Source organism: Mesorhizobium huakuii (assembly GCF_030160235.1).
Taxonomy (GTDB): Bacteria; Pseudomonadota; Alphaproteobacteria; order Rhizobiales; family Rhizobiaceae; genus Mesorhizobium; species Mesorhizobium huakuii.
Window position 1 is genome coordinate 89,207 of record NZ_BSNY01000012.1, and the last position, 22,882, is coordinate 112,088.

Annotated in this window: 18 protein-coding genes; 5 read left to right on the forward strand and 13 right to left on the reverse strand. The window is 63.6% G+C overall.

The genetic code is table 11. From position 1 onward, the window contains the following. Positions 1–15: 15 nt before the first annotated feature. The 5 genes from QQK95_RS05260 to argE form a co-directional block, all read right to left on the reverse strand. On the reverse strand, positions 16–1,059 hold the full coding sequence (locus QQK95_RS05260) for a tartrate dehydrogenase (protein WP_284269692.1): 1,044 nt from the start codon (positions 1,057–1,059) through the stop codon (positions 16–18). A gap of 10 nt (positions 1,060–1,069) precedes the next feature. After that, positions 1,070–2,533 (reverse strand): aldehyde dehydrogenase family protein, encoded by a 1,464-nt coding sequence (locus QQK95_RS05265; protein WP_284269694.1) that lies wholly within the window; start codon positions 2,531–2,533, stop codon positions 1,070–1,072. Between the two features lie 149 nt (positions 2,534–2,682). Next, entirely contained in the window at positions 2,683–3,036 is a 354-nt protein-coding gene (locus tag QQK95_RS05270) for a cupin domain-containing protein (protein ID WP_284269696.1), read from the reverse strand. Between the two features lie 23 nt (positions 3,037–3,059). After that, positions 3,060–3,983 (reverse strand): 2-hydroxyacid dehydrogenase, encoded by a 924-nt coding sequence (locus QQK95_RS05275; RefSeq protein WP_284269698.1) that lies wholly within the window; start codon positions 3,981–3,983, stop codon positions 3,060–3,062. A gap of 11 nt (positions 3,984–3,994) precedes the next feature. Further along, positions 3,995–5,119 (reverse strand): acetylornithine deacetylase, encoded by a 1,125-nt coding sequence (gene argE / locus QQK95_RS05280; protein ID WP_284269700.1) that lies wholly within the window; start codon positions 5,117–5,119, stop codon positions 3,995–3,997. 238 nt (positions 5,120–5,357) lie between these two features. Here argE and QQK95_RS05285 point away from each other — a divergent pair, with 238 nt between their 5' ends. Continuing rightward, the gene (locus QQK95_RS05285; RefSeq protein ID WP_284269702.1) at positions 5,358–6,260 is read left to right on the forward strand and encodes a GNAT family N-acetyltransferase; all 903 of its coding nucleotides are present in this window, start codon (positions 5,358–5,360) and stop codon (positions 6,258–6,260) included. A gap of 319 nt (positions 6,261–6,579) precedes the next feature. Here QQK95_RS05285 and QQK95_RS05290 read toward each other — a convergent pair whose 3' ends face one another. Continuing rightward, the gene (locus QQK95_RS05290; protein WP_284269704.1) at positions 6,580–6,747 is read right to left on the reverse strand and encodes a hypothetical protein; all 168 of its coding nucleotides are present in this window, start codon (positions 6,745–6,747) and stop codon (positions 6,580–6,582) included. 643 nt (positions 6,748–7,390) lie between these two features. Next, positions 7,391–7,816: a hypothetical protein gene (locus QQK95_RS05295; protein WP_284269706.1), complete on the reverse strand. Its 426-nt coding sequence runs from the start codon at positions 7,814–7,816 to the stop codon at positions 7,391–7,393. Between the two features lie 388 nt (positions 7,817–8,204). On the opposite strand from QQK95_RS05295, the gene QQK95_RS05300 reads away from it, so the two are divergent. The 3 genes from QQK95_RS05300 (at position 8,205) to QQK95_RS05310 (ending at position 13,537) form a co-directional block, all read left to right on the forward strand. After that, positions 8,205–10,754 (forward strand): caspase family protein, encoded by a 2,550-nt coding sequence (locus QQK95_RS05300; protein WP_284269708.1) that lies wholly within the window; start codon positions 8,205–8,207, stop codon positions 10,752–10,754. Positions 10,755–11,247: 493 nt separating this feature from the next. Beyond that, a complete protein-coding gene (locus tag QQK95_RS05305) occupies positions 11,248–12,291 on the forward strand; it encodes an OmpA family protein (RefSeq protein ID WP_284269709.1) in 1,044 nt (347 codons plus the stop codon). A gap of 85 nt (positions 12,292–12,376) precedes the next feature. Next, the gene (locus tag QQK95_RS05310; protein ID WP_284269711.1) at positions 12,377–13,537 is read left to right on the forward strand and encodes a caspase family protein; all 1,161 of its coding nucleotides are present in this window, start codon (positions 12,377–12,379) and stop codon (positions 13,535–13,537) included. 53 nt (positions 13,538–13,590) lie between these two features. Here the strand turns inward: QQK95_RS05310 and QQK95_RS05315 are convergent, their stop codons facing one another. Next, on the reverse strand, positions 13,591–14,127 hold the full coding sequence (locus QQK95_RS05315; protein WP_284270540.1) for a DUF6931 family protein: 537 nt from the start codon (positions 14,125–14,127) through the stop codon (positions 13,591–13,593). A 215-nt stretch (positions 14,128–14,342) separates the two neighbouring features. Here QQK95_RS05315 and QQK95_RS05320 point away from each other — a divergent pair, with 215 nt between their 5' ends. After that, positions 14,343–14,846: an OmpA family protein gene (locus QQK95_RS05320; RefSeq protein ID WP_284269713.1), complete on the forward strand. Its 504-nt coding sequence runs from the start codon at positions 14,343–14,345 to the stop codon at positions 14,844–14,846. 84 nt (positions 14,847–14,930) lie between these two features. Here QQK95_RS05320 and QQK95_RS05325 read toward each other — a convergent pair whose 3' ends face one another. The 5 genes from QQK95_RS05325 to QQK95_RS05345 all read right to left on the reverse strand — a co-directional run bounded on the left by QQK95_RS05325 (position 14,931) and on the right by QQK95_RS05345 (position 22,771). Beyond that, positions 14,931–16,256 (reverse strand): caspase family protein, encoded by a 1,326-nt coding sequence (locus tag QQK95_RS05325; protein ID WP_284269715.1) that lies wholly within the window; start codon positions 16,254–16,256, stop codon positions 14,931–14,933. 172 nt (positions 16,257–16,428) lie between these two features. Beyond that, the gene (locus QQK95_RS05330; protein WP_284269717.1) at positions 16,429–18,864 is read right to left on the reverse strand and encodes a M23 family metallopeptidase; all 2,436 of its coding nucleotides are present in this window, start codon (positions 18,862–18,864) and stop codon (positions 16,429–16,431) included. After that, positions 18,861–19,361 carry a DUF1036 domain-containing protein gene (locus tag QQK95_RS05335; RefSeq protein WP_322791210.1) on the reverse strand — a complete coding sequence of 167 codons (501 nt, stop codon included), beginning with the start codon at positions 19,359–19,361 and terminating at the stop codon, positions 18,861–18,863. The genes QQK95_RS05330 and QQK95_RS05335 overlap by 4 nt, the downstream gene beginning before the upstream one ends. A 12-nt stretch (positions 19,362–19,373) precedes the next feature. Further along, positions 19,374–21,995 (reverse strand): serine/threonine-protein kinase, encoded by a 2,622-nt coding sequence (locus tag QQK95_RS05340; RefSeq protein WP_284269722.1) that lies wholly within the window; start codon positions 21,993–21,995, stop codon positions 19,374–19,376. Then, positions 21,992–22,771, reverse strand: coding sequence for a PP2C family protein-serine/threonine phosphatase (locus QQK95_RS05345; RefSeq protein ID WP_284269725.1), 780 nt, complete (start codon positions 22,769–22,771; stop codon positions 21,992–21,994). The genes QQK95_RS05340 and QQK95_RS05345 overlap by 4 nt, the downstream gene beginning before the upstream one ends. Between the last annotated feature and the right edge of the window lie 111 nt (positions 22,772–22,882).

Sequence of the window (22,882 nt, forward strand, 5' to 3'; positions counted from 1 at the left end):
AAACCGACCTTGCAATCAGGTGAGCGCCGCGACGACAGCGGCCGTGATGGCCTCCGTGCGGTCCTTGCCGGGAATGGTGCCTATGCCTCTGGCGGTTGCGGCCTCGACCGCCTTCATGACGCGGCCGGCTGCGGCCTTTTCGCCGAGATGATCGAGCATCATGGCGCCGGACCAGATGGTGGCGATCGGATTGGCGATGCCGAGATGCGCGATGTCGGGTGCCGAGCCATGCACCGGCTCGAACATGGATGGCGCCGAGCGATCGGGATTGATGTTGGCCGAGGCGGCGTGACCGAGCCCGCCCTGGATTGCCGCGCCGATGTCGGTGAGGATATCGCCGAACAGGTTGGAGGCGACGACCACGTCGAGGCTCTCCGGCGCCATGATCATGCGCGCTGCGAGCGCATCGACATGATAGCTGGTCACTTCTACGTCAGGGTAATCCGCAGCCAGCTTGCGGGTGATCTCGTCCCAGAACACCATCGAGTATTTCTGCGCGTTGGACTTGGTGACGGAAGCCAGCTTGCCGTTCCGTGTCCGCGCCTGCTCGAAGCCGAAGCGCAGGATGCGCTCGACGCCGGCGCGGGTGAAGATCGAGGTCTCAACCGCAACCTCGTCAAGCGTGCCCTGATGCACGCGCCCGCCGGCGCCCGAATATTCGCCTTCGGTGTTCTCTCGGATGCACAATATGTCGAAACCTTCCGCCCGCAGCGGCCCTGTCACGCCCGGCAGCAGCCGGTGCGGCCGGATGTTGGCGTATTGCACGAATGCCTTGCGGATCGGCAGCAGCAGGCCGTGCAGCGAAACGGAATCCGGCACCTCCGCCGGCCAGCCGACGGCGCCGAGAAGGATGGCGTCGAAGCCGCGCAAGGTCTCGATGCCGTCTTCCGGCATCATGCGGCCGGTCTCCTTGAAGAAACGGCAGGACCAGGGGAACTCGGTGCCCGTCAAGGCAAAGCCGGAGTGGCTGGCGGCCGTTTCCATCACCGTCCATGCGGCGGCGGTCACGTCGCGGCCAATGCCGTCACCAGGGATCAGGGCGATCGAATAGGACTTCATCGGCATCTCTCTAGAGGCTGATCAGGACGCTCTTGGTCCTGCGGTTGGCGAGATAGGCCTCGCGGCCGAGGTCCTTGCCGATGCCGGAGCGCTTGTAGCCGCCGGTCGGCAGGATATGGTCGCGCGAGCGGCTGTAGCGGTTGACCCAGACGGTGCCCGCTTCAAGCTTGCGCGCGAAGCGGATGGTGCGGGACAGGTCTGACGTGAACAGGCCGGAAGCCAGTCCGTAGCTCGGGTGGCTGGACAGCGCCAGCGCCTCCTCCTCGGTCTCGAAGGCCTGGACGGTCAGGACCGGGCCAAAGATTTCCTCGACGATCGCCGGATTGGCCTGGTCGACATCTGCGATCAGCGTCGGTTCGTAGAAATAGCCTGGGCTATCCATGACGCCGCCGCCGGTCAGGCATTCGCCGCCGGCCTCGATCGCGGCGCGCACGATGCCGTCGACACGCGCCCGCTGCCGTTCCGAGATTATGGGCGAATACTGCGTCGCCTCGTCCCAGGTCGGGCCGGGCCGTACCGCCTTCATCTTCTCCAGGATCGCGGCCGTCAGCCTGTCGGCCACACTCTTCTCGACAATCAGGCGCGTGCCGGCCACACAGGCCTGGCCGGCGTTGAAGGTGACACTGCCGGCAATCGCGGTCGCCGCCTTGTCCAGATCGGCATCGGCAAAGACGATCTGCGGGCTCTTGCCGCCAAGTTCCAGCGTCATCGGCTTGACGCCGGTGCGAGCGACGTTTTCCATGATGGCAGAACCGGCGCGGGTCGAGCCGGTGAAGCTGACCTTGGCGATCTCGGGATGGCCGGTCAGCGCCGTTCCAGTCGTCGAGCCGTCTCCCAGGACCACGTTTATAAGCCCAGCCGGCAAGCCTGCCTTCACGGCGAGTTGTGCCATGTAGACTGCCGAAAAGGGCGTCATTTCCGACGGCTTCAGCACGACCGCATTGCCCGCGGCCAGCGCCGGACCAAGCTTCCACCCGGCCATCGAGATGGGGAAGTTCCAAGGCGTGATCGCGCCGACCACGCCATAGGGCTCGCTCATGATCATGCCGAGAGTGGCGTCGTCGGTCGGCACCAGTTCGCTGCCTTCCTTGTCGGCGAATTCGGCGAAGAAGCAGATCTGCTCGGCGGTGATGGCGATGTCGCCGGCGACGAGCTGGCCGACGGGCCGTGTCGAGCACAGCGCCTCGATTTTTGCCAGCGTTTCCGCTTCCGCCTCGATCAGGTCGGCCCAGGCCTGGAGTGCCTTCGTCCGTTCGCGTGGCCGAACGTTGCCCCAGTTGCTGGCCTTCAGCGCCGCCTTGGCGCTTGCCACTGCACAGTCGATCACCTCTGGGCCTGCGATCGGACAGGCGGTGTATGCCTTGCCATCCGACGGGCGGCGCATCTCGATCGCACCCTCGGCCGCGATCATCTCCCCGCCAATGAAATGGCCGACGGGAAGGGAGACGGTATCCGGGTGGAAGCTCAGGCCCATGGGCGCCTACTTTCAGCTGTTCTGGACGAACCTAGCGCGGGCACGAGCGCAGCATGCGCCGTTCGGCGATCGGTCGCGGATGATTGTTGCGTGCTGGCAATGAAGGACGGCAAAATCTGTTGCGGAGGCCAGGGCCTCAGGGGGAGCCATTATCCTACCGTGACGTAGATCTTGCGCACCGTTTCGATGGTCTTCCAGACACCGGTGAAGCCAGGCTTCATCACGAAGCTGTCGCCGGCGCGGTAGGTCACCGCCTCGCCGCCATCGGGCGTGATCTCGATCACGCCGGTGAGGATATGGCAGAACTCGAAAGTCTCCCCCTTGATTGAGCGCGTCTCGCCAGGCGTCGCTTCCCAAACGCCGGTGTGGACGAGGTCGCCCTTGGCGGCGTCCTGCGCCCAGGTCTTGAAGGCGGGATTGCCGGCAATCAGCCGTTCGGGCATCGCTCTGGATTCGCGCGGGGGAAATGCAGGGCTGGTATCGACGGTCTTGAGCAGGGACAAGGGATGGCCTTTCAGGTTGGATTTCAATAGCCGCGCGCCCGGTCGACGAGCCCGATAGGGTCGAGCCCGTCGCGGTGGCGGCGGATGTTTTCGATGACGGCCAGCGCAGCTGTCACGGGCTGGGTGACGCTGGCGACGTGCGGAGTCAGGATGATATTCGGATGCGACCAGAACGGATGGCCCACAGGCAGCGGTTCTGGATCCGTCACGTCGATCATTGCCGCCGAAAGGTGGCCGCGGTCGAGCGCGACGACAAGCGCCTCGTGGTCGAGCTGCGGCCCGCGGCCCGTGTGAACGAGCGCTGCGCCCTTGGGCAGTTTCGCGAACAGGTCGGCATCGAGGAAACCACGCGTATCCTCGGTCAGCGGAAGTAGGCAGACGAGTATGTCGCTGGCCGCGAGCATCTCCTTCAGTCCAAGCTCGCCATGATGACAGGATACGCCCTCGATCTGCCGTGGCGAGCGGCTCCAGCCGGCGAGCGGAAAGCTGAAGGGTTTCAGGCGATCGAGGACGGCCTGCCCGAGTTGCCCGAGGCCGAGCACGCCGATCCGGCGCGACCCGGCTTGGAGTTGCGTGATGTCGCGCCATTGGCCGGCGCGCTGCTGCGTCAGATAGGCCGGCAGGTTGCGGTGCAGGGCGAGCACGGCCAGCGTCACATACTCCTGCATCATGCGCACGATGCCCTCCTCGATCGTACGCACGATCTTCACCTGCTCCGGTAGGCTATCGAGGCGGAACTGGTCGACGCCGGCGCCAATGGAAAACAGGATCTCCAGATTCCTGTAGCGCTCGAGGTTATCCGGTGCGGTCCAGGTAATGAGATACCGCACGGCGTCGGGATCGACTGTTGCGGCATCCATCGTGAAGGGGACGTCCGGCAGTTCTCTCGCGAACACTTCGGCGAAGATCGCCCCGCGCCGCGCGTCGGAATTGAAGAGGAATGTCATTCCGGTTCCCTTCAAGCCGCGCAGCGGGCGCCCAGCGCCCCGATCAACCGCTGGCAGGCGGCGAGTTCATTCGTGAGAATGTATTCGTCCGGCTTGTGGGCGCGATCGATGTCGCCTGGTCCGCAGATGATAGCATCGAGCCCGGCGTCCTGGTAAAGTCCGGCCTCCGTTCCGTAGCTGACGGCGGCAAGCGGCACCTCGCCTGTCAACTCGCGCAGAAGTGCCGCCAGTGCCGCGTCTTGTGGGAGCGACAGCGCCGGATAGGCGCTCATCAGTTTCCACTCGACCCGAAAGCCTTGGGCCGCAAGCGCCTCTGCCCGTGCCTTGACGGGCGCGAGCAGGCTGGCAGGGTCGACGCCGGGTACGGCGCGCGCCTCGAGATCCAGCGTGCAGGTGTCGGGAATGATGTTGACCTGATGTCCACCCGCGACCACCCCCGCCTGCAGCGAGGAGTAGGGCGGCTCGAAATCAGGGTCGAACGGACCGTTCGTCAGCCGCTCTGCTTCGCTCACGACCGCACTTAGCGCGCCGGCCATGGCGTGGATGGCGTTGAGGCCGAGATCGGGCCGCGACGAATGCCCGGAGCGCCCATTGATGATCAAGCGGGCGGCCGCCTTGCCCTTGTGGCTGCGCACGGCGCGCAAGCCGCTCGGCTCGCCGACGATCACGCCGAGCGGCTTGGCGCAGAGTTCGGGAAGGCGGGCGATCAAATGCGGCACACCGCGGCATCCCACCTCCTCGTCATAGGAGAAGGCGAAATGGATTGGCCTGGCAAGCCGCAGTGCCGCCAGCGCGGGCACGGCGGCGAGCACTGCAGCCAGAAACCCCTTCATGTCCGTGGTGCCGCGTCCGTAGAGCCTTTCGCCCTCCTTGCGCAGCGCGAAAGGGCTCGAACTCCATTGCGGCTCGCTAGCGGGAACGACATCCATATGGCCGGACAGGATATAGCCCGGGACATCACAGGGGCCGATCGTCGCGAAAAGATTGGAACGATCGCCTTCCGGCCCTGGAAGCAGCGTGACCTGCGTCGTGTGTTTTGCGAGATAGGCTTCGATCCAGCCAGCGATGTCGCCGTTCGGTTTGCCGGCGACCGATGGAAAGGCGACGAGACGGTCGAGGATGTCGAAGACGTCCATTCCTGCCCTCAAAACGTTCGGGTTCGCCGGGATCAGTGCCGTCGACCATATGCTGCTAGATTTCCGGGGAGAGTGTGTGCATTCTTGCGCTATTGCGTGCCGAAAGCTGAAATGTTTCAGTTGAATCTTGCGTTGCTGCGCGGCTTTCGAGCTAATCGTACCGGTCCGCTCGTTTAGCGTTGGCGGGCAGAGAGTGGCCATCGGTGTGCCGCGCTCAGGACGACAATCTTTTAGGGGCATGGACTTGAAGCCGTCGGGAAGCTTGAAAATCGACACTTTCTCGATGCGGATCGGCGACATCGAAGGCGTCGAACTGGACCGCTTGCACGCGCACTCGCTCGCTGTGGGATGGCCGCATCGCGCCGAGGACTGGCAATTTCTGCGTGAATCGGGAGAGGGGGTCGTGGCCCTCGACGAGATCGGCAGGGTTCTAGGTTCGGCTATGTGGTTCGCGCATGGTGACGATTTCGCCACCGTGGGGATGGTCATCACATCGCCGCGGCTCCAAACGCTGGGAGCGGGGCAATGGCTGATGAAGCGGGTCTTCGACAAGGTGGTCGGTCGCGATCTGCGCCTCAATGCAACGCGCGCGGCAAGGCGGCTCTACCTCTCGCTCGACTTCCAACCGGAGAAGACCGTTTATCAATGCCAGGGCATCGCCCGGATGCAGACGATGGCCGGGCCGGCAAATGCGCGAGGCGATGTCCGGACTCTGGCCGCGAGGGATATTCCCGCGGCAATCGCGCTCGACGCGGCAGGATTTGGCGTGAGGCGGGCGGCGCTCATTGAAAAGCTTTTCACGCATTCGGTCGGCTATGGTCTTTTCAAAGGTGACAAGCTGAACGCGTTCGCGCTTTGTCGGCCGTTCGGGCGGGGCCATGTGGTGGGGCCGGTCGTGGCGGAAAGCGATGCCGATGCCGTGGCGATCGTCCGGCCGCACGTGGCCGACCATTCGGGGTCTTTCCTGCGGATCGACACCCACATGGACAATGGCGAGTTCGCCGCCTTTCTGTCGCACAGCGGAATGCCGGTTTTCGACACGGTGCTCACCATGTCGATGGGCAAACGCCTCAACGATTTTGCCGTCGGCGACGCCGTTGCACCGGTGACCTATGCACTCGCCAGTCAAACTCTCGGGTAGTTGAGTCCGGGTCGCGGCGAGGCACGGCGGTCCCGCCCCTCGCCGACACCCTTGCGGCGCCAACTCGAAGAACCGGCCAACGCAGCAGCCAAGATTTCGCCGTTAGGGCATCTATCGTGATGGCCCAGTCCGGACCGGATCGTGATCTTGGCCAGGGCATCGGCTGGCTTTAGCTGCTCTGTGCCGCTTGCACACCCTCCCCAAAAGGTATGATCGGATCGGCGTCGCCATGAATCCGGAGCACCGGGGTACCGGTTGCGGGAGCTAACGGCAATAGCGATGCCAAGCCTAGGTATTTGCCATTGTTCTTAAAAGGGAATCACCGCCGCTCGAAGATCCATCGGAGTACCTGTCCGAGCATGCCATGATCCCGGCTCAAGGCGGAATAATAATCCTCTATACCGAGGGTACCCCGGGTCGAAAGCTTGATGTCGCGATAGGCGAACCACCAGGCGACGACCAGCGCGACGATGCTGAGCGCGAGCACGACGCCAACGGCGCTCGTCTCAAAAGCCGATCTGGTGCGCGAAGGCCAGCGTGGTGCTGACCGTTCCAAGGATCACCGCGGATGCCGTGAAGACGCTTATTGTAACCGCGTTGCGCCTTTTTGGCGTTTTGCCGAAATGCGTGCCGGTGGGATGGACTTGGACGAGCGACGCAACCGCATATACTCGGGCAATTGCCATAATGGGAGAACCAGTGCCAACAGCATCTGCGCCACTTGGCGATGGCGGCGAGACTTGATGCGGCGATCCATTAAGGCAAATCATGACGACGGTCCGCCCGAGTTGGAGCAGTGACGGTATTTTTCGAGACGGCTTGGGCTCGCCGTCCAATGCCGCGAAGCGCAAAAATCGCCCGATTGGTCTCGATAGCTGATGAAACCTCAAATTTTTTTGCGGCGATTTCCCTTTAAAGTCAAAAGCGTATTTTTTTTACTGTTCTGGTGTCGGTATTTGCGGTGGCAACGAAAGAATTTGACTGTGATTTCAATTGGTTATAGGCTGGCTGAACAATCGAGTGGGAGTAGGAGGCGGCGTCGATAGCGGCGTCCGGCAGCCCTACTGCCCTCCTTTTTTGTGCTCACCGGATGTCCTAGACTGTTCCTGCGCTCCTTTCTGACCGTTTGGCTAATCAGATACGTCGGCGCTGCGGAAGTAAATCCCGGTCAGTTCCGCAGAGGGCCATGGCGTACCGTGGCTTGCAAATAGGCTGGTCACAATAGGCCCGAACGAGCGGCTGTCGTTGCCACGTTCGGGTGTGGCAGCAGAGCTGTCCGAATCACAACGGCTGGATTGATTTTGTTGAAAGATCACGTCCCTCCAGGCCCGCCAATCTATGAGCATCTCGACCACTTCGGCGCTGAGGCTCCGGGCGACAACGCCCATCAGGTGCTGCAATGCTGCCGGGCCTGTTCGTGGAACGAACCCGAGAACGATCGGGCGTAACGTGTAATCGAATTGAAACACGCCGAAGTGCCGGGTGACATCCGCGCGAAACGCTTTGGAGCCATGGTCTTGCTTCACCAGCGAGCCGAGGAGCGCCGCCGATGACACCCGACCAGATTCGACTGTCCGGGACAGTTTCCGCCAGGTCGTCCCGATGCGCGTGACGGCCGTCGCCCGGTTCCAGGAGCGCCTGCTCGCGATCGACGAAGCTTGTCGAGCTTTGTTTCCGGTGCGAGACATGACCAAGCAAGGTGCCAAGCTCGTGGCGAGCCCTGGCCTTGTCGTGCATCGGCAGGACCGTGGCGACACCCCTCCGGGTCCTTTCGCCCAGCTTATTGCGGTACCCATCCCACTGGGGTATTTTAACAGGTGGTTGGGTGCGGCATCCATCGTGGGTGCGGCCCTGCCGTTTCGGCAGATCGTGAAGTCTTTAACAGACCAGGTGTCGCAAGCTGTATCTTGCAGCCGACAGGTCATTAGCAGTTAAGGATGAGCCATGCTGCGATGTTGCGCGTTCATTGCGGCCCTGATCCTCGCGAGCTTCACGGCGTTCCAGGCTTGTGCCGATCGAAGGGTTGCCCTTGTCATCGGCAATTCCGAATACCGCGAAATTCCAGCCCTCAAGAATCCGGACAAGGATGCCGCGGATGTGTCGAACACCTTCCGCCTGGCCGGATTCGATGTGTTCGTCGCCAAGGACCTCACCAAGATCGAATTCGAAAAGCAGTTCCGCAACTACCTCGCGGCGGCGGACGGCGCCGATCTGGCGATCGTTTACTATTCCGGCCATGGCTTTCAGATCGGCGGCGAAAATTTCCTGATCCCGGTCGATGCCTCGCTCAAGAACGCGGCCGACATTGAGGTCCAGGCCGTCAAGCTCGACGATGTGCTGCAGCAGTTGCGAGCGAAATCGAAGATCCAGGTGATCATCCTCGACGCCTGCCGCAACAATCCGTTTCCGCGCAAGGACTATTGGTTGCGAGACCAGCTGATCACTGCCGGCGACACCGGCCTTGCGCAGGTGAAAAGCTCGCTGAACACGCTTATTGCCTTCGCCACCGAGCCCGGTGCCGTCGCCTATGACGGAAGTGGCGACCTCAGTCCTTTTTCCTCCGCCTTCTCCCGTCGCGCATTGGCGCCGAACCAGGAGATACGCTCGGTCATGGCGGCCGTCCGCCGCGATGTGGTCGAGGCTACGGCCGGTAAGCAGGTGCCTTGGGAAAACTCGTCGCTGATCGACGAGGTCGTCCTCATGCGCCGCGCCAGCCGGCCGGCACTGCCGCCCGTGTTGGAAAAGGTCGTGCCGTCCGGCGTCGGCCCTGTCGCGCTCGACCTGCCGGAGCCGCTGGATGTCGATGGCGGCCCGGTCACCGTCAGCATCGTGAGGCCGCCGGCGCTCGGGCGTCTGATTTTGGACGGCAAGCCAGTTGCGGCGGGTGAGCCGATCGCCGGCAAGGATCTCCCGCGCTTGCAGATGGACGTGCCCAAGGGCGCCGGCATCCAGGAACAGGTCGACATGCTGGCCTATGCCACACGAGACGATTGGGGCGGCGAATCCCAAGGCATCCTGGTGTTCCGGGTCAAGAATGGCGAGGGGGCCGAGGGCAAGCAACTCGTGGCCTCGCTCGAGTCCGAGCAGAAGCAGCAGGCGGTGGAACGCGGCATTCACATTGCCGGCGCCGCCGAAGCGATCGAAAACCGTGACGTCCAGGTTCCAGTCGGTGTCGGCCCGGTTCCGTTGAAGCTGGATTTCCCGACCAAGGATCCGGCGGTCAGCCTGAAACTTGCGAGCTATCCGGCAACCGGGACGCTGTCCCTGCCGGATCGGACCTTGTCTCCGGATTCGAGCCTGATGGCCGATGAAGTCGACCACTTGCGCTACGAACCTCAGATCGGCGCCGTCAAACCATTGATAGTCGGCTTCGAAATCAGGGCTGACAACACTTCGCCAAAGCCGGCGACGATGAAACTGTCGCCCAGCGTAGAGCCTTGCGACAGGGAGGCGGGTGAACCTCTTGACCTGCAGGGCGTCGTCCCCGGCCTGCTGCCGAACGAAGTCAGCAGCAACGCCGTGGACGTCTGCAGGGCGGCGGTGAAAGCCTATCCGGACGTCGCTCGCTTCCACTACCAGCTCGGTCGGGCCTTGCTTGCGGTCGGTAAGGTCGACGAGGCCAAGAAGGCAATCCAGGAGGCTGCCGACAAGGGGCACGTCCGCGCCGTGTTCGAGCTTGGCTACCTCAACGCGACGGGAACGGGAATGCCCGTCAATCGCAAGCAGGCGAATACCTTCTACGCCGCGGCGTCCGACAAGGGCGATCCCTATGGGATGACCTCGTGGGGACGCGCCTTGTTCAACGGTTATGGCGTGGAGCGTGACACCACCAAGGGGCTGGACCTGCTGCTCAAGGCGGCGGCGATGGGGCACACCTATGCAATGAACGATCTCGCCGCGATCTTCACGGAAGGCCGTAATGGTGTGCCCGCCGATCCAACTCGCGCCGTGGCCTTCCTTAAATCTGGCGTCGAGCGGCAGGACATGTATTCGATGAATCTGCTCGGCCGAAACTATCTCTCCGGCACGGGAGTCGAGAAGGACCCGAAGACAGCACTCTCGCTCTTCCAGAAATCCATGGATCTCGGCCAGCCCTACGCTCCCGGCAGCCTTGCACGCATGTACAGGGACGGTGTCGGCGTGCAGCAGGATCTTGCAGAAGCGCAAAGGTTGTTCGAGTTGGCGACCGACCGAGGCGATCAGTCGGCTGCATATGATCGCGCGGCTCTTGAGATGCAGAGGGGCGAGAAGGCGGACCAGGCCGTGGCGGTACGCTACCTTGCTTTCGCGGCCGCGCTCGATCTTCGCAACGAAATTCCCGATGCCAGGAACACGCTGGCGAAGTTCGGAGCCAAGGCGAAGACGACGGCCCTGAAGCAGATGCGTGGGAACCTCAAATCGAAGATTTCGGCGGACGGCTCGTTGGATGATCAACTGGTCAAGACGGCCAGGGCGGTCTGGGAACAAGCCAACCCGCGTCGGGACTTGTTCTGATCAACGAGGAGGCAGTGTGGTGGGCTGGGCATTGAAACAGGCAATCGTCGTATCGATCCTATCCGGCGCTCTGGCTGTCGCGGGGTGCACGACCGTGACGCCGAGGGTCGAGCCGACCCCGACTGCGAGACACAAGACGAAGGTCGTTCGCACGACGACCGCGCCAAAGGTCGTCAGCCGGAAGAAGGTTACCGCCAAGAAACTGATCAAACCGGTTCAGGACGAAACCCCGGCTGTCATTGCACCTTTGGGCGGCGGCAGCGGAGGCGGAGGGGGCGGTTGGGGATGAGCGCCCGATAGCAGGCAATTCCGCCCGCGCACGGCAGGCTGGCGTTACTTGTAGTGGCCGACTCGAACCGCTCGCCAAGCAAGGACAAGTGCACTATGCTCCCGTCTCCTGCGGTATCGAGATAGGTTGTCCTGGCGGGGGCGTTCCATGTTCGAAGTCGTCGCACTCTGTCAAGCAATGCGAGCGAAGGCCGTAGCGTCTAGCTTGGTCCTTGCCGCGCTGCTCGGCTTGCTGGTCTTCGAACCGCACGCCGCCAACGCCGCGCCCAATTGGACGCTCGATCCTGACGCCTCGGTGCTGACCTATCAGTCGGTCAAGAAGAACACGATCGTCGAGACCAACAAGATCAGGAATATCACCGGCACGTTGAGTTCCGCCGGTGACGCCAAGGTCAGCTTCGATCTCAATTCCGTCGACACGGGCGTCGACCTGCGCAATGTACGCATGCGCTTCCTGTTCTTCGAAACATTCAAATATCCGACGGCCGAGCTGACGGCGAAGGTCGACCCGGCCGCCTTTGCCGACTTGCCGGCCAAACGCCGGATCAAGGCAACCTTGCCGTTCCGGCTTAGCCTGCATGGCGTCGACAAGGATCTGGAAGCGAGCGTCGTCGTAACCATGATCAGCGACACTCAGGTTTCCGTAGCATCAGAGGCTCCCGTCGCGGTGCATGTCGAGGACTTCGGCCTGCTGCCGAACGTCGACAAGCTGCAGCAGGCCGCCAATGTGACGAACATCGTGCCCACCGCCTCGGTGTCCTTCGACTTCGTCTTTGTCGCCGACGGCAGCAAGTCGGCCGCGGTGAAGACAGTCGCCGCCGGAACCGCCGATGTCGGTCCCGTGGCCACCGATGCCGCCAAGGCCAATTTCAGCGACGAGGAGTGCCTCAACCGGTTTGCCGTGTTGTCGCGCACCGGCGCCATCTATTTTCGCCCGGCCAGCGCCCGGCTCGATGCCAAGAGCCGTCCGCTGCTCACCGAAGTTGAAGGTGTCGTCGGCAAATGCCCGACTTTGAAGGTGGTGGTGTCCGGCTACACCGACTCGGACGGCTCGCCCGAGGCAAACAAGGCGCTCTCCGAACGGCGCGCGCAGGCGGTTGCCGATGCGCTGGTCGCCGGTGGCGTGCCGCGTCAGCAGATCAGTGCCGCCGGCCATGGCGAGGAGAGCCCGGTTGCCGCCAACGACACGCCGAAGAACAAGGCGCTCAACCGGCGGATCGAATTCTCCGCCACGAAGCTCGCGAACTGAGGTCGGGGTGGGCTCCCGTGCAATCGCGTCTTGCGCAGTCTTGCTTCGCGGCGCCGGCCTTGCCGCGCTTGTCCTGATTTTGACTTTGACGGCCGCCAGTGCCGAGCGCCGTATCGCGCTGGTGCTCGGCAACTCGCAATATCAGCACGCCGCGCCGCTCGCCAATCCTGCACGCGATGCCCGGGCGATGGCCGAGCGCCTGCAGAACCTTGGTTTCGAGGTGGTCTCCGGCTTCGATCTCACCAAGCAGCAGACACAGGCCACGGTCGCCCAGTTCGCCAAGCAGGTGCGCGGCGCCGATGTGGCGCTTTTCTTCTATGCCGGCCATGGCCTGCAGGTTTCAGGCAAGAACTATCTGCTTCCGGTGGATGCCGCGCTCGAGGACGAGACCTCGCTCGACTTCGAGGCCGTGTCGGTCGATTTCATCTTGCGCCAGATGTCCCGCGAGACAAGCATAAGGCTGGTGTTCCTGGACGCATGCCGGGACAATCCTCTTGCCGATGTGCTGGCAAAGACCGCCGGCATCAAGGGTGCAAGCAGCGGCCTTGCGGAAATTCCGATCGAGAATGGCGGCGCCGGAACGCTCGTCGCCTTCGCCGCCAGTCCCAACCAGCTCGCCTATGACGGGTCCGGCGACCACTCGCCCTTCACGACGGCATTGCTTCAGCACATTGGGGAATCCAATGTCTCCATCACCGAGGCGATGAACAGGGTGACCAGCGACGTCTTCAAGGCGACCGCGGGCAAGCAACGGCCTTGGATCAATGTCTCTTTGACCACCGAGGTTGTCCTGCACAAGGTCGATCTCAACGCGCCGCTGATCGTCGGCGAGGCGAGCCCCCCGCAAGCCGAAGCCGGCTCCGACACGCGCAACACCGGCGCTTCGCCAGGCCAGAATGGCGATCAGCTCGCGCTTGATACCCTGCGTGCGAAAATCCCGAAACTGGCTACCGACGGCCCTATCCTTTTCGACCGTCCCGTCAAGTTCGGCGACCCGGCGATCGACGGCAAGAGCATCGCCGAACTGATCAAGAGTGAACCGCTTTTCAGTCCGGTGGAAGGCCTCGACAAATCGGTCTGGGAAGGCAAGCACTGCGACAACTGCCATGAGTGGAATGAGGCCCGGCTTTGCGAGCAGGCGAAGAATTTCGCCGCCAACGACGTCTCGGTCCTGCGCCTGCAGCATCCGCTCGGTACCCGCTTCAAGGTCGCGCTGGCCAGATGGGCGCAAGGCGGCTGCCAATAATGCCGGCCTGGCGCCAGCGATGACGGATGGCGCGTAGGGATCGGCGAATGCCGTTACGCTTCCATCTCCGCCATCTGGATGCCCATTTCGACAAAGGCTGAAAGCACGGAAAACCGGTCCGCCAGCGAGGCGCGGGCCAGCCCGGCCAGAATTCCGGCATTGACGGCATGGGCGGCAGGAAATCCGGTCGACACCATGTCGAGGGTCGGGTCGCGCCACACCGCTGCCAGGGCGATCCAGGCGGCCGGCGTCGACGGCGGCAGGTCCAAGGAATTGCTCAGGGCTGCTTGATGGTGGGGATTATCCGGTTCGCCGACGCGGTCGTGGACAAGCGCCAGCAATTCGAGATCGCGGTCCGCGAGAAGCTCGGCAAGATTGCTCAGGCATTCATGTCCCCACCAGACGGCGGCTCGCTCGGGCAGGAGGTAGGCACAGAACGTGACTGCTTCTTCCGGCACGCGCCCGGCAAGTAGGGCTCGGCAAAAATCAAGCGGCGGCTGACCGGTGGCCAGCGATTTCATGTCCCTTGCTATGGCGGGACAAGCAAGAAACAGATCCCGTGCCGTTCTGTATCCGAGTTCATTGGCCATGGCTGCCACAACACCCCAAAAGCCAGCGGAACAGTACTCAAGCCTGTGGCCGAGCGCTGGTCAAGCCTCAGTCGTTAACAGGTGGCGGCCACGAGCGGCATGCGTTTGGTCACAGACAATCGCTTCCCCGTTTGATATGATGCGCGCCAGCGAAATCCTCTCAGACAGGAGTGACGGTCATGCGATGGGGCAGTTCAGCCTTGGCATTGGCGGCCATGCTTCTTGCAACGCACGTCTTTGCCGATCCGCTTCAGAAATCGGAAGACATCGTCAAGTTCTTCGCCGGCCAGACCGGCAATCTGGGTGCCGCGCGCGGCATCTGCGTCGGCACGGAGGAAGAGTGCAAGAGCAAGGCCGAGAAGACTGGCTCAGCTCAACAAAAGACCGGTCTCGACATGATGATCAATTTCGCCCTTGATTCCGCGCAACTCGACCAGACAGCGCGCACCGAACTCGACGAGTTCGCCAAGGCGCTGAAGGACAATCGGCTGAGCACGTTCAGCTTTGTCGTTGAAGGTCATACCGATGCGACCGGCCCGGATCGCTACAACCAGGATCTGTCGCAGCGGAGGGCCCAGTCGGTGGCGGCTTTCCTCGAAGCGAACGGCGTTGAATCGGCGCGGCTCGAAGCGATCGGCCTTGGCAAGTCGCACCCGCGGGTCGCCAACCCTTACGATCCGGTCAACCGGCGCGTGGAAATGCGCATCAGGACCGAATAGGCGGTCGCCGCCAGGCCGATCCGCCAGCAGCGACAGCGGCAAAAGGGAACTCGTCCAACGCGGGTTCCCATTAACTGGCTATGATCAATATCTCATCGCGCCGCCGATCACGACGCCGCTGCCGAAAATTAGCGCCTTGGTCAGGAAGTCGTTGGTGTCTCTCCGTCGCGGCTCGTCGCGCATCACAATCTCCCGGTTGCGCCAGCGCTCGACGATCTGCTGTCTTCGCGGTTTCCGCTGCGCCACCGGTTTCAGCGCGCGGGTCTTCTGCACGACCTGTTTCTTCGGGGGTGCGGTGCGGACCTGGTCGGCGGCCGAGGTACGAACGGCCGGGCCTGGATTTGCGTTCGTGTCGAGCGCCGCGACTTGCTTACCCACCGTCGGGTCCTTCAACTGGTCGATGTTGAGCTTCGCCACGGTGGCGAAACTACCGTTCGGAAACTGGTCGAGATAGGCCTGGTAGTAGGGAATGGCATTCTTCTTCGAAGCCTCGTCCCAAAGCCGCTGCTCAACCTCCCAGGATAGCGGCTCGCTGGCCACGGGGGCGGACGCTGCCGTCGTCTTGTCGGCGTCGGCGTCGGCCACCGGCGCTGCGGCGGGCGGGGCTGCTTGTGCCGCGGGCTTGCCGAGGAACACCTCGCGCCCAAGCGATGCATTGTGCCACGGCCGCTGCCGGCCCTGCGTGGCTTCCGTCACGTCGCCGCGCACGCGCGTCAAAGCGCTCTGGATCTCGACACCGGGCTCGGTCAGGTGCTTGGCCAACGCCAGGGAGTAAGGGCTGTCGACGCCGTCGCCGTCGAAAGCGATCGCGCCGGGATCCGTTGCATAAGCGATCAGGACACCGCCGGTGCCGACGCCGTCTGCCTTTGCATCCACCGGCGCGAGGCCGGCGCCAAGCGAGCGGCTCTTGGGCAGGGCCGCAGCCAGGGTACGACCCAGCGGATTGTCGCGGCAGGCATCGAGGATGATGACGCCGACGGCGGGATCGGCAGGCAGCGCCGCCATGAATTCGTCGATCTGAACCGTGCGGGTCTTGAGATAGGCGGGCGAGGTCAGATCGGCATCGACCGGTATGAGATAGTTCTTGCCGTCGACCTGCATGCCGTGGCCTGCGTAGAAGATGACCGCAAGGTCGGCGTTGTAGGATTCTTCGGTGAATTTGCTGATCAGGCCATGCATGCCGGCATTGTCCTGGTCGACGCCTTCGATCACTTCGAAGCCGGCGTTGCGCAGCGTCGACGCAATCAGGTGGGCATCGTTCGCAGGGTTGGGCAAGGCAACGGCGTTGACATATTTGCTGTTGCCGATGACCAGTGCGACACGCTTGCCCTCGGCTGTTGCGGCCTGGACGCCGAAGGCGGCAAGGATGGAAAGGACAAGTCCGCTCAAAAGGATGGCAAACGGTTTCATGGATCAGCCCTCCGGCCCCTCGGGGCACGCTATTGATCTCTGCGCATGCTCAATTCGTCAGCGACAAGTCGCTTCTGCCAAAAATGGCTCTCTGGCTTGTGTCGCCCCGGCGACGGTTTAGGTTCACCGTATGCACCCTGACCAGGCGATCGTGCCGCCTTTGGGACGGTCACTAGCCCGGCTCGAGCGTCTCCTGGATTGAATTGAGCAGCGCGGTTATCGCCTGCTTGTATTTCTCGAACTCCGGCGACGTCTGCCGGACCTCGGTCGTGGTTGTCGCAGGCTGGGTCTGATCGGTCACCACGCGCGGCACTTTCTGCCCCATTTTCCGCTCGGCCCAATCGATGACGTAGCCGACGGTCTTGCCGGTCAGGAACGGGTTGGCCTGGATCACGGCTGCGCCCAGAACGGCGCTCAATTGCGACGAGGCGGACGCCGCCAGCACCTGGTGCGCTCCTTCCATGCCAAGGAAGTGGCAAAGATACAGACGCCCTGCCGTGATCTGGTGGCCGCGGGCGCGCAGATAGGCCTCCCCTTCGCGCGCCAGGTTGCGCACCATTTCGCGCGACAGCGTCGCGTCATAGCGAAGCGCGAGCAGGTCGGCGGTCGAAAGCGATCGGGCAAGGTCGGGACGATAGGTGTTCATCATCCGGATCCACGTCTTTGTGATGAACTGGCCGGCGCCGGTTGCCGACGAGTTGGGGTTCTTGGCGCGGGCACTGCCGCCGCTTTCGACATGGACGATCCGGTCGGTCAGCGTCTCGACCGCGGAATCGCCAGGCCCGCCGGAACTGACGGAAACGGCGGTGGCGACCGCGGTGACTGTCCCGAGCGGGTCGATCGCATCGCCGTTCTCGTAGAGCTCGAAATGCAGATGCGGGCCGGTCGAAAGCCCCGTGGTGCCGATATAGCCGATGACGTCGCCGGCCTTCACCTTGGTGCCGACGCCGCTGGCGATGGCGAATTTTTGCATATGCGCGTAGCGCGTCTCGCGGCCGTTGGCATGCGTGATCTTCACCAGATTGCCGTAGCTGCCGCCATCGCCCTGGAAGGAAATCGCGCCGTCGAAAGCGGCCATGACCGGCGTCCCGACCGGAGCCGCCCAGTCGACACCCTTGTGGATCCGAACCGTGCCGAGGATCGGATGCTTGCGCGGGCCGAAGGTCGACGTCATCACGCCTGCGACCGGCGTGACCATGCCGTTGGTGACGTTCAGCGAACGAACCTGGTCGTCACCGGTCACGCAGGCATACTGGCCGTCGCTTTGCTGGAAGACGAAGCAGTCGAGGTTCTTGTCCTTGCCCAGGACGCCGACGTAAAGCACACGTCCGGAGATCTCGCCCTGGCCGCGCGGCGTCTGCGAGTAGATCATCACCAGGCGCTGGTCCTCGCTGGCGAAAGCGTCGAGGTCCTGTCCCCTCGACAGATACATGATCGCTTCGCCGATCACGCTGGTCGGCACCTTGTTGCGTGCGGCGGTCGAGTAGATTGCGTCGAGCAGGCGGTACTGCCGCTTGGGCCCGCCCTGGTCCGAGGCGCCGGAATAGTTGAAGAGGTCCTCGCGAACCCAGGGGTCGACGCCGGAAACGAAGGCGCCCGCCGCGCTGCGCGTCAGCGTACCGACATAGACGTTCCTTGCGTAGACCGAGACCTGCATCAGCGACATCGTCGTCGTCTCGCGGTTCGGCCGGAAGCCGCGCATGGCGACCACAAAACCGGCCTCGAGCCCATCGCGGTTGAACAGCGCTTTCAGCGCCTCGCCCGCAAGCCTGGCGTCGTCCGCGGAGAAATGCGCGTCGAGCGCCACGCTATCCAGGCTGCGGCCGTTGAGGATTTTCACGAAAGTGTCCTCTGTCGCCGCGAAGCGCTGGTATTCGCTGGTCACGGTCGCGACGGTGGTGTTGTTCTCGATCGCGGTTTTCTTGAAGGCGGGGAGCGCTGCCTCGCCCTGGTCGATGGTCTCGCCCCAGCCGGCCTCGGGGTCGTCTGCGTCGGCCTTGGGCGCCGGACCGGCGGGGATATCGCCCGCGTCCGGCGGCGCCTGCAGGTCGTTCGCCAGATCGCCCGGTTGGTCGTTGGGCGCCGCAGCAGGTGCGGGGGAGGCCGATTGCTGATCGTCCGGGGCTGCGGCTGAAGGCTTCGGAGCAATCTGCCGCTGCGCCTTGAAGAAGGCAAAATCCTCCTGCGTCGACGGGATCGTCGTCATGAACTTCTCGCTGGCGCTCAGCATCACATCGGACAGAATCTCGATCTGCGGCGAGGCTCCGGAACTGTCGAGTTCGGCCGGGCGCGCAACCGTGTGGCCCTTCGCGGCGGTGTCCGCGTCGGGCGCCAGCGTGATCCACATCGGGTCACCGGCAAGGTCGATGATGGCAGGCACATAGACCGAGGCGTCGGGCGGCACGTCTTCCATGCCTTCGACGGGATGCAGCTCCTCGTCCTCGTCGCCGAACGACCAGTTGTCCTTGGTAAGGTAGAAGCCGGTGGTGATCGCGATGACGGTGAGCGTAGCGACGCCAGCAAGGACGCGACGCCAGAGTTTGCGTCTGCGCTCGGCCAGGCGCGCCAGCTTCTTCTGCTTGAAGCTCGTGTCGATGCTGTGCGTCACGGGCTGTTTCCGGTCAGGAAATAGGTCCAGCGCACCTGCTCCTGCGTGTCGACCTCGACGAAACGCGCCGCGATATGACCACGCTGCCAGCACTCGTCGATGCCACGGATGGAGAAGCGGCGCCGATCAACGCACATCTCGGTCGAACCGTTGAGGATCGCGTGGCCGAACACATCGGTCGCGTAGAGGTAGATGTAGCGGTTGGCCAGTTCCTCGCGGATGACGTTCACGCACTGGTTGGCGCCGATGGTCCACCAGCCGTCGGTCTGGTCGGCATTGTCGACCTTCTGTCCGACGGCGAGGTTGACGACGTCGAGCGTCTGGTTGCAGACGGTGAATTCTGCATGCGCGCTGTTGGTCGAGAGGATAACGAGCAGCGCCGCGCCGAACAGCGCGGAAAATGCCAAGCGGTTGGAGAAGTCCGGCAATAATCGAAACCAGCTACGCTTTGTGCGTGACGAGGGCTGGCAAAATGAATGCAAGGGGCGAAGGTCCATCGGCGTTCATATCTATCCGCCGAGCCGGAAATACTTGGCGGTGGCGGAGAACCGCGAGCCGTCGGCGCCGATCTCCTCGAGGATCCTTGGCAAAAGCTCGGAGACCGGTGTCGGTCTCGAAAACATCGCGGCCTGGATGTCCTTCGGCCCGGTGATCACCAGCATGATCTGCGGCAGGGCCTTGCCGGCCGCCTTGTCGGCGGCGCCTAGACCAATGGGGATGTTGAAGGTCGCCTTGTCGGCTTGCGCCACGATGCGATCATCGAGGTTGAAGGCGATGCCCCTGTGGTCGATCAGCATGACGTTGGAAACCAGCCCTACATGCGTTACCAGCGTGCCGCTGATCGGCGCGCCGTCCGGCACCGATGTCCGGTCGAGAACGAGCTGCGGACCTTCCACACGGTTCCGATCGAGGAAGCGCAGGAAGTTTGTCACTTCACACTGGGGCTGCTCGATGAGACGGACGCTGATGTCCGGCTCGAGATGGAATCTCGACCGAAAATCATTGAGCATCCGCTCGAACGGCTGCACGGCCGTTGCGAAGCCTTCGATGGCGGCGGCGCTGGCGCTTTCAGACGTCAGCGATGCATAGAAACAGTCGCCGCCGCTGAAGTCGCGCACCCATGAGGCGCGTTGCGCCGTCTCGTCGACTGGCTTCGCCGGCGGAACCGCCGGCTTGGGCACATTGACCGCGACTTCGGTATTTTCGGGCTGTGTGCCTACCGGCGGCTGCGGTTGCTGGGACGGCTGCGCTGTCTGTGTCGGTTCTGATGGCGCGGTTGGTGGCGTCGGCTGGCCGGCGGTCGGGGTCGCTGGTTTGGCCGGCGGGCTGGTCGGCGGCGCCGGCAACTGGCTCTCCGAGGCCGGCGGCGAGGAAGCCTCCGGCTTGGCCAGCTTGGAAATCATGTCGACCAGGTCGGTTGCGTTGGGTTTTGTCGCCGGCGGGGTTGCCTCCTGTGCCGGCTTGCTCTCTGTTTCCGCATGGCTCGGCGCGGACGTCTTCGGCGGGTTCGTATTTTCCTCGGCCTTTGGCGCCGACACGGCCGTTGATGGGTTCGCGGTCGGCGCTTGGGCGGGCTTGATCTCGGCTGGAGCCACTTGCGCCTGATTGTTGTTGGCCCTGAATTCGGGCTGGGCCGTAGGCGGAGCTGGCTTGCCGACGGGCGGGGCGACCGGCATGGGGATTTCGGTGGGCTTGGCCGGCTCGGGCTTCTGCTTGCCCGCAGCGTTCGCCTGGCTGTCGGCCGGCACCGGCGTCTTCACCTGTGCGTCCGGTAGGGCAGGTGGGTTTACCGTCTCGACAGTGGCGGCATTGTCGGGTTTTGAAGGCTCCGGCTGAGGCTGCACCGGTGATGGTGGCCGAGCGGTCGATGCTTCCGGCTGCGGTGTCTGAGCCACCGTTTTGGGGGCTTCCGCAACGGGTTTGGGCGCCGGCTTCGCCGTCAGCGGTTTGAGTTTCTCTTCGGCCGGCGGAGGCGCCAGGACCCCGCTGAAGTAAAGGCCGCCCCCCAACAGGACCGCCAGCGTCACGAGGCCGCTGGCGACGGCCGGCATCCGCGACGATTTTCGCGGCGCAGCCGGAATGGGCGTGCTGGCCGGCGCTGGCGCAGGCCGTGGTTGTGACAGATGCGCCGGCCGCACATGTTCAACGAAGGGCTTTTCGCCCGCGGACGTCGAAGGCTGCGGCCCGGACTCGGCCAGCGCCGTCCAGCCGGCGCGCGGCAAGCCCGAGCGGTCACGCGGACCATAGGATGCCGGCGGCAATGTCGCGTCGATATCCTCGCCACGCGTTGCCCTGGCGATCTCGGCCATGCTGGCCGGACGATCGCGCGGATCCGGCTGCAGCATCGCGGCAATGAGGTCCTGGAAATCGGGATCGATGTCAGACAGGTCCGGCACGGTCCGCCGTTTCTCGATGACCTCGTATTGCGAGCCGCTCATATCGAGCGGCTTTCCGCGCAATGCCGCGGCGAGCACCAGTCCGAGGCTATAGATATCGGACTGCTCGCTGACCTCACCGCCATAAAGACCGAGCTGTTCGGGCGAGACGTAATTGTATTTGCCGGCGAATTTCCCGCCGATCAGCGTTTCACCGCCTACAGCCGCCGACCGTGCAATGCCGAAATCGATGATCTTGGCTGCTTCCACTTGCCCGCCAGGCAGGATGATGTTGTCCGGCGAGAGGTCGCGGTGAACCGCGCCCGCCCGGTGCACCGCGGCGAGCCCCGACGCCAGGCGATGGCAAAGCCGCCGCACGTCTTGCCCCGGCATCGCTCCGCGACGCATCACGTCGAACAGCGACTGGCCGTCCACGAATTCCATCGCCAGATAGGGGCGGCCGATCCTCGGATCGATGGTGAAGACATGATAGCGCACCACCGCGTCATGCGACAGGTGGTTGAGGATCGACGCTTCCTTGCGGAACAGCGACAGGATCGTCTGATCGCGGGCGAATTCGGGCAATACGATCTTGATCGCCACATGGTCGCCGGTCTGGATGTTATGGCCGCGGTAGACTTCTCCCATGCCGCCGGAGGCGATCCTCTCGTCGAGCTCGTAAATGCCGCTGAGCTGCGTGCCGACGCCGGCATAGGTGTCGTTGGTCGATATCCGCGTCTTGTCGTCGTCGCTCATCTCGTCAGGCTTTCCACTCCGGACCGATCCGAATGGAGCGCACCGTTGCGCCCGCCGCCGATCTTCACGAGTACGATGGTCACATTGTCGGTTCCGCCGCGCGCCAGCACCGTCTCCAGCAGGCTTCGGCACGCCGCCTGCGGCGTTGCGGATATCACCGCGGCTTCGATCTCGGCGTCGCTGACATGCGCCGTCAGTCCGTCGGTGCTCAGGACGAAAACATCCCCCGGCATCAGCTCGCCCTGCTGGAAATCGATCTCGAGCTCATCGCTGACGCCGACGGCATGGGTGATGACATGGCGGCGCGGCCAGGTCAGCGCTTCCTCCGCGCTGATCATGCCGCGGTCCAGCAGTTCCTGGACTTCGGTGTGATCCTTCGAGACCTGCAAGATCACGCCGTTGCGGACCAGATAGATGCGGCTGTCGCCGGCCCACAGGCCAGCGAAGCGTCCGTCCATGGCAAGCAAGGCCGCGAAGGTCGAGCCGATGGTTATGCCGCGAGATCGCGAGATGTCGCGGATTTCGGAATTGGCGCGGCTCAGCCGGTCTTCGAAGCGCGCGCGAAGGTCCGGCGCCGAGCTCGCAATGCCGATCGTTGCCAGATGATCGACGATGCTGGCCGAAGCGACCTCGCCGGCCTCGTGCCCGCCCATGCCATCGGCCACCACCCACAGGCCGGTCTGCGGCTCTATCAGGTAGTTGTCCTCATTGTGGTCGCGCACGCAGCCCTTATGGCTCACGCCGAAGCTTTCGATGGGAAGGGCGACAGAGCTCAATTTGCCACCAAGCGCTTCGCGAGCGTCCTCTGTGACCAAGCATGGGCAGGGTGCCCAGGCCACTTTGCCATAAGCGCATACATTAGAGTACCGAAATGAGGGCTGCGGCCG

Coding starts and splice junctions, on each gene's coding strand:
- QQK95_RS05260 (WP_284269692.1), bottom strand. CDS start 1,059: ATGAAGTCCTATTCGATCGCCCTGATCCCTGGTGACGGCATTGGCCGC.
- QQK95_RS05265 (WP_284269694.1), bottom strand. CDS start 2,533: ATGGGCCTGAGCTTCCACCCGGATACCGTCTCCCTTCCCGTCGGCCAT.
- QQK95_RS05275 (WP_284269698.1), bottom strand. CDS start 3,983: ATGACATTCCTCTTCAATTCCGACGCGCGGCGCGGGGCGATCTTCGCC.
- argE (WP_284269700.1), bottom strand. CDS start 5,119: ATGGACGTCTTCGACATCCTCGACCGTCTCGTCGCCTTTCCATCGGTC.
- QQK95_RS05285 (WP_284269702.1), top strand. CDS start 5,358: ATGGACTTGAAGCCGTCGGGAAGCTTGAAAATCGACACTTTCTCGATG.
- QQK95_RS05300 (WP_284269708.1), top strand. CDS start 8,205: ATGCTGCGATGTTGCGCGTTCATTGCGGCCCTGATCCTCGCGAGCTTC.
- QQK95_RS05315 (WP_284270540.1), bottom strand. CDS start 14,127: ATGGCCAATGAACTCGGATACAGAACGGCACGGGATCTGTTTCTTGCT.
- QQK95_RS05320 (WP_284269713.1), top strand. CDS start 14,343: ATGCTTCTTGCAACGCACGTCTTTGCCGATCCGCTTCAGAAATCGGAA.
- QQK95_RS05325 (WP_284269715.1), bottom strand. CDS start 16,256: ATGAAACCGTTTGCCATCCTTTTGAGCGGACTTGTCCTTTCCATCCTT.
- QQK95_RS05335 (WP_322791210.1), bottom strand. CDS start 19,361: ATGGACCTTCGCCCCTTGCATTCATTTTGCCAGCCCTCGTCACGCACA.
- QQK95_RS05340 (WP_284269722.1), bottom strand. CDS start 21,995: ATGAGCGACGACGACAAGACGCGGATATCGACCAACGACACCTATGCC.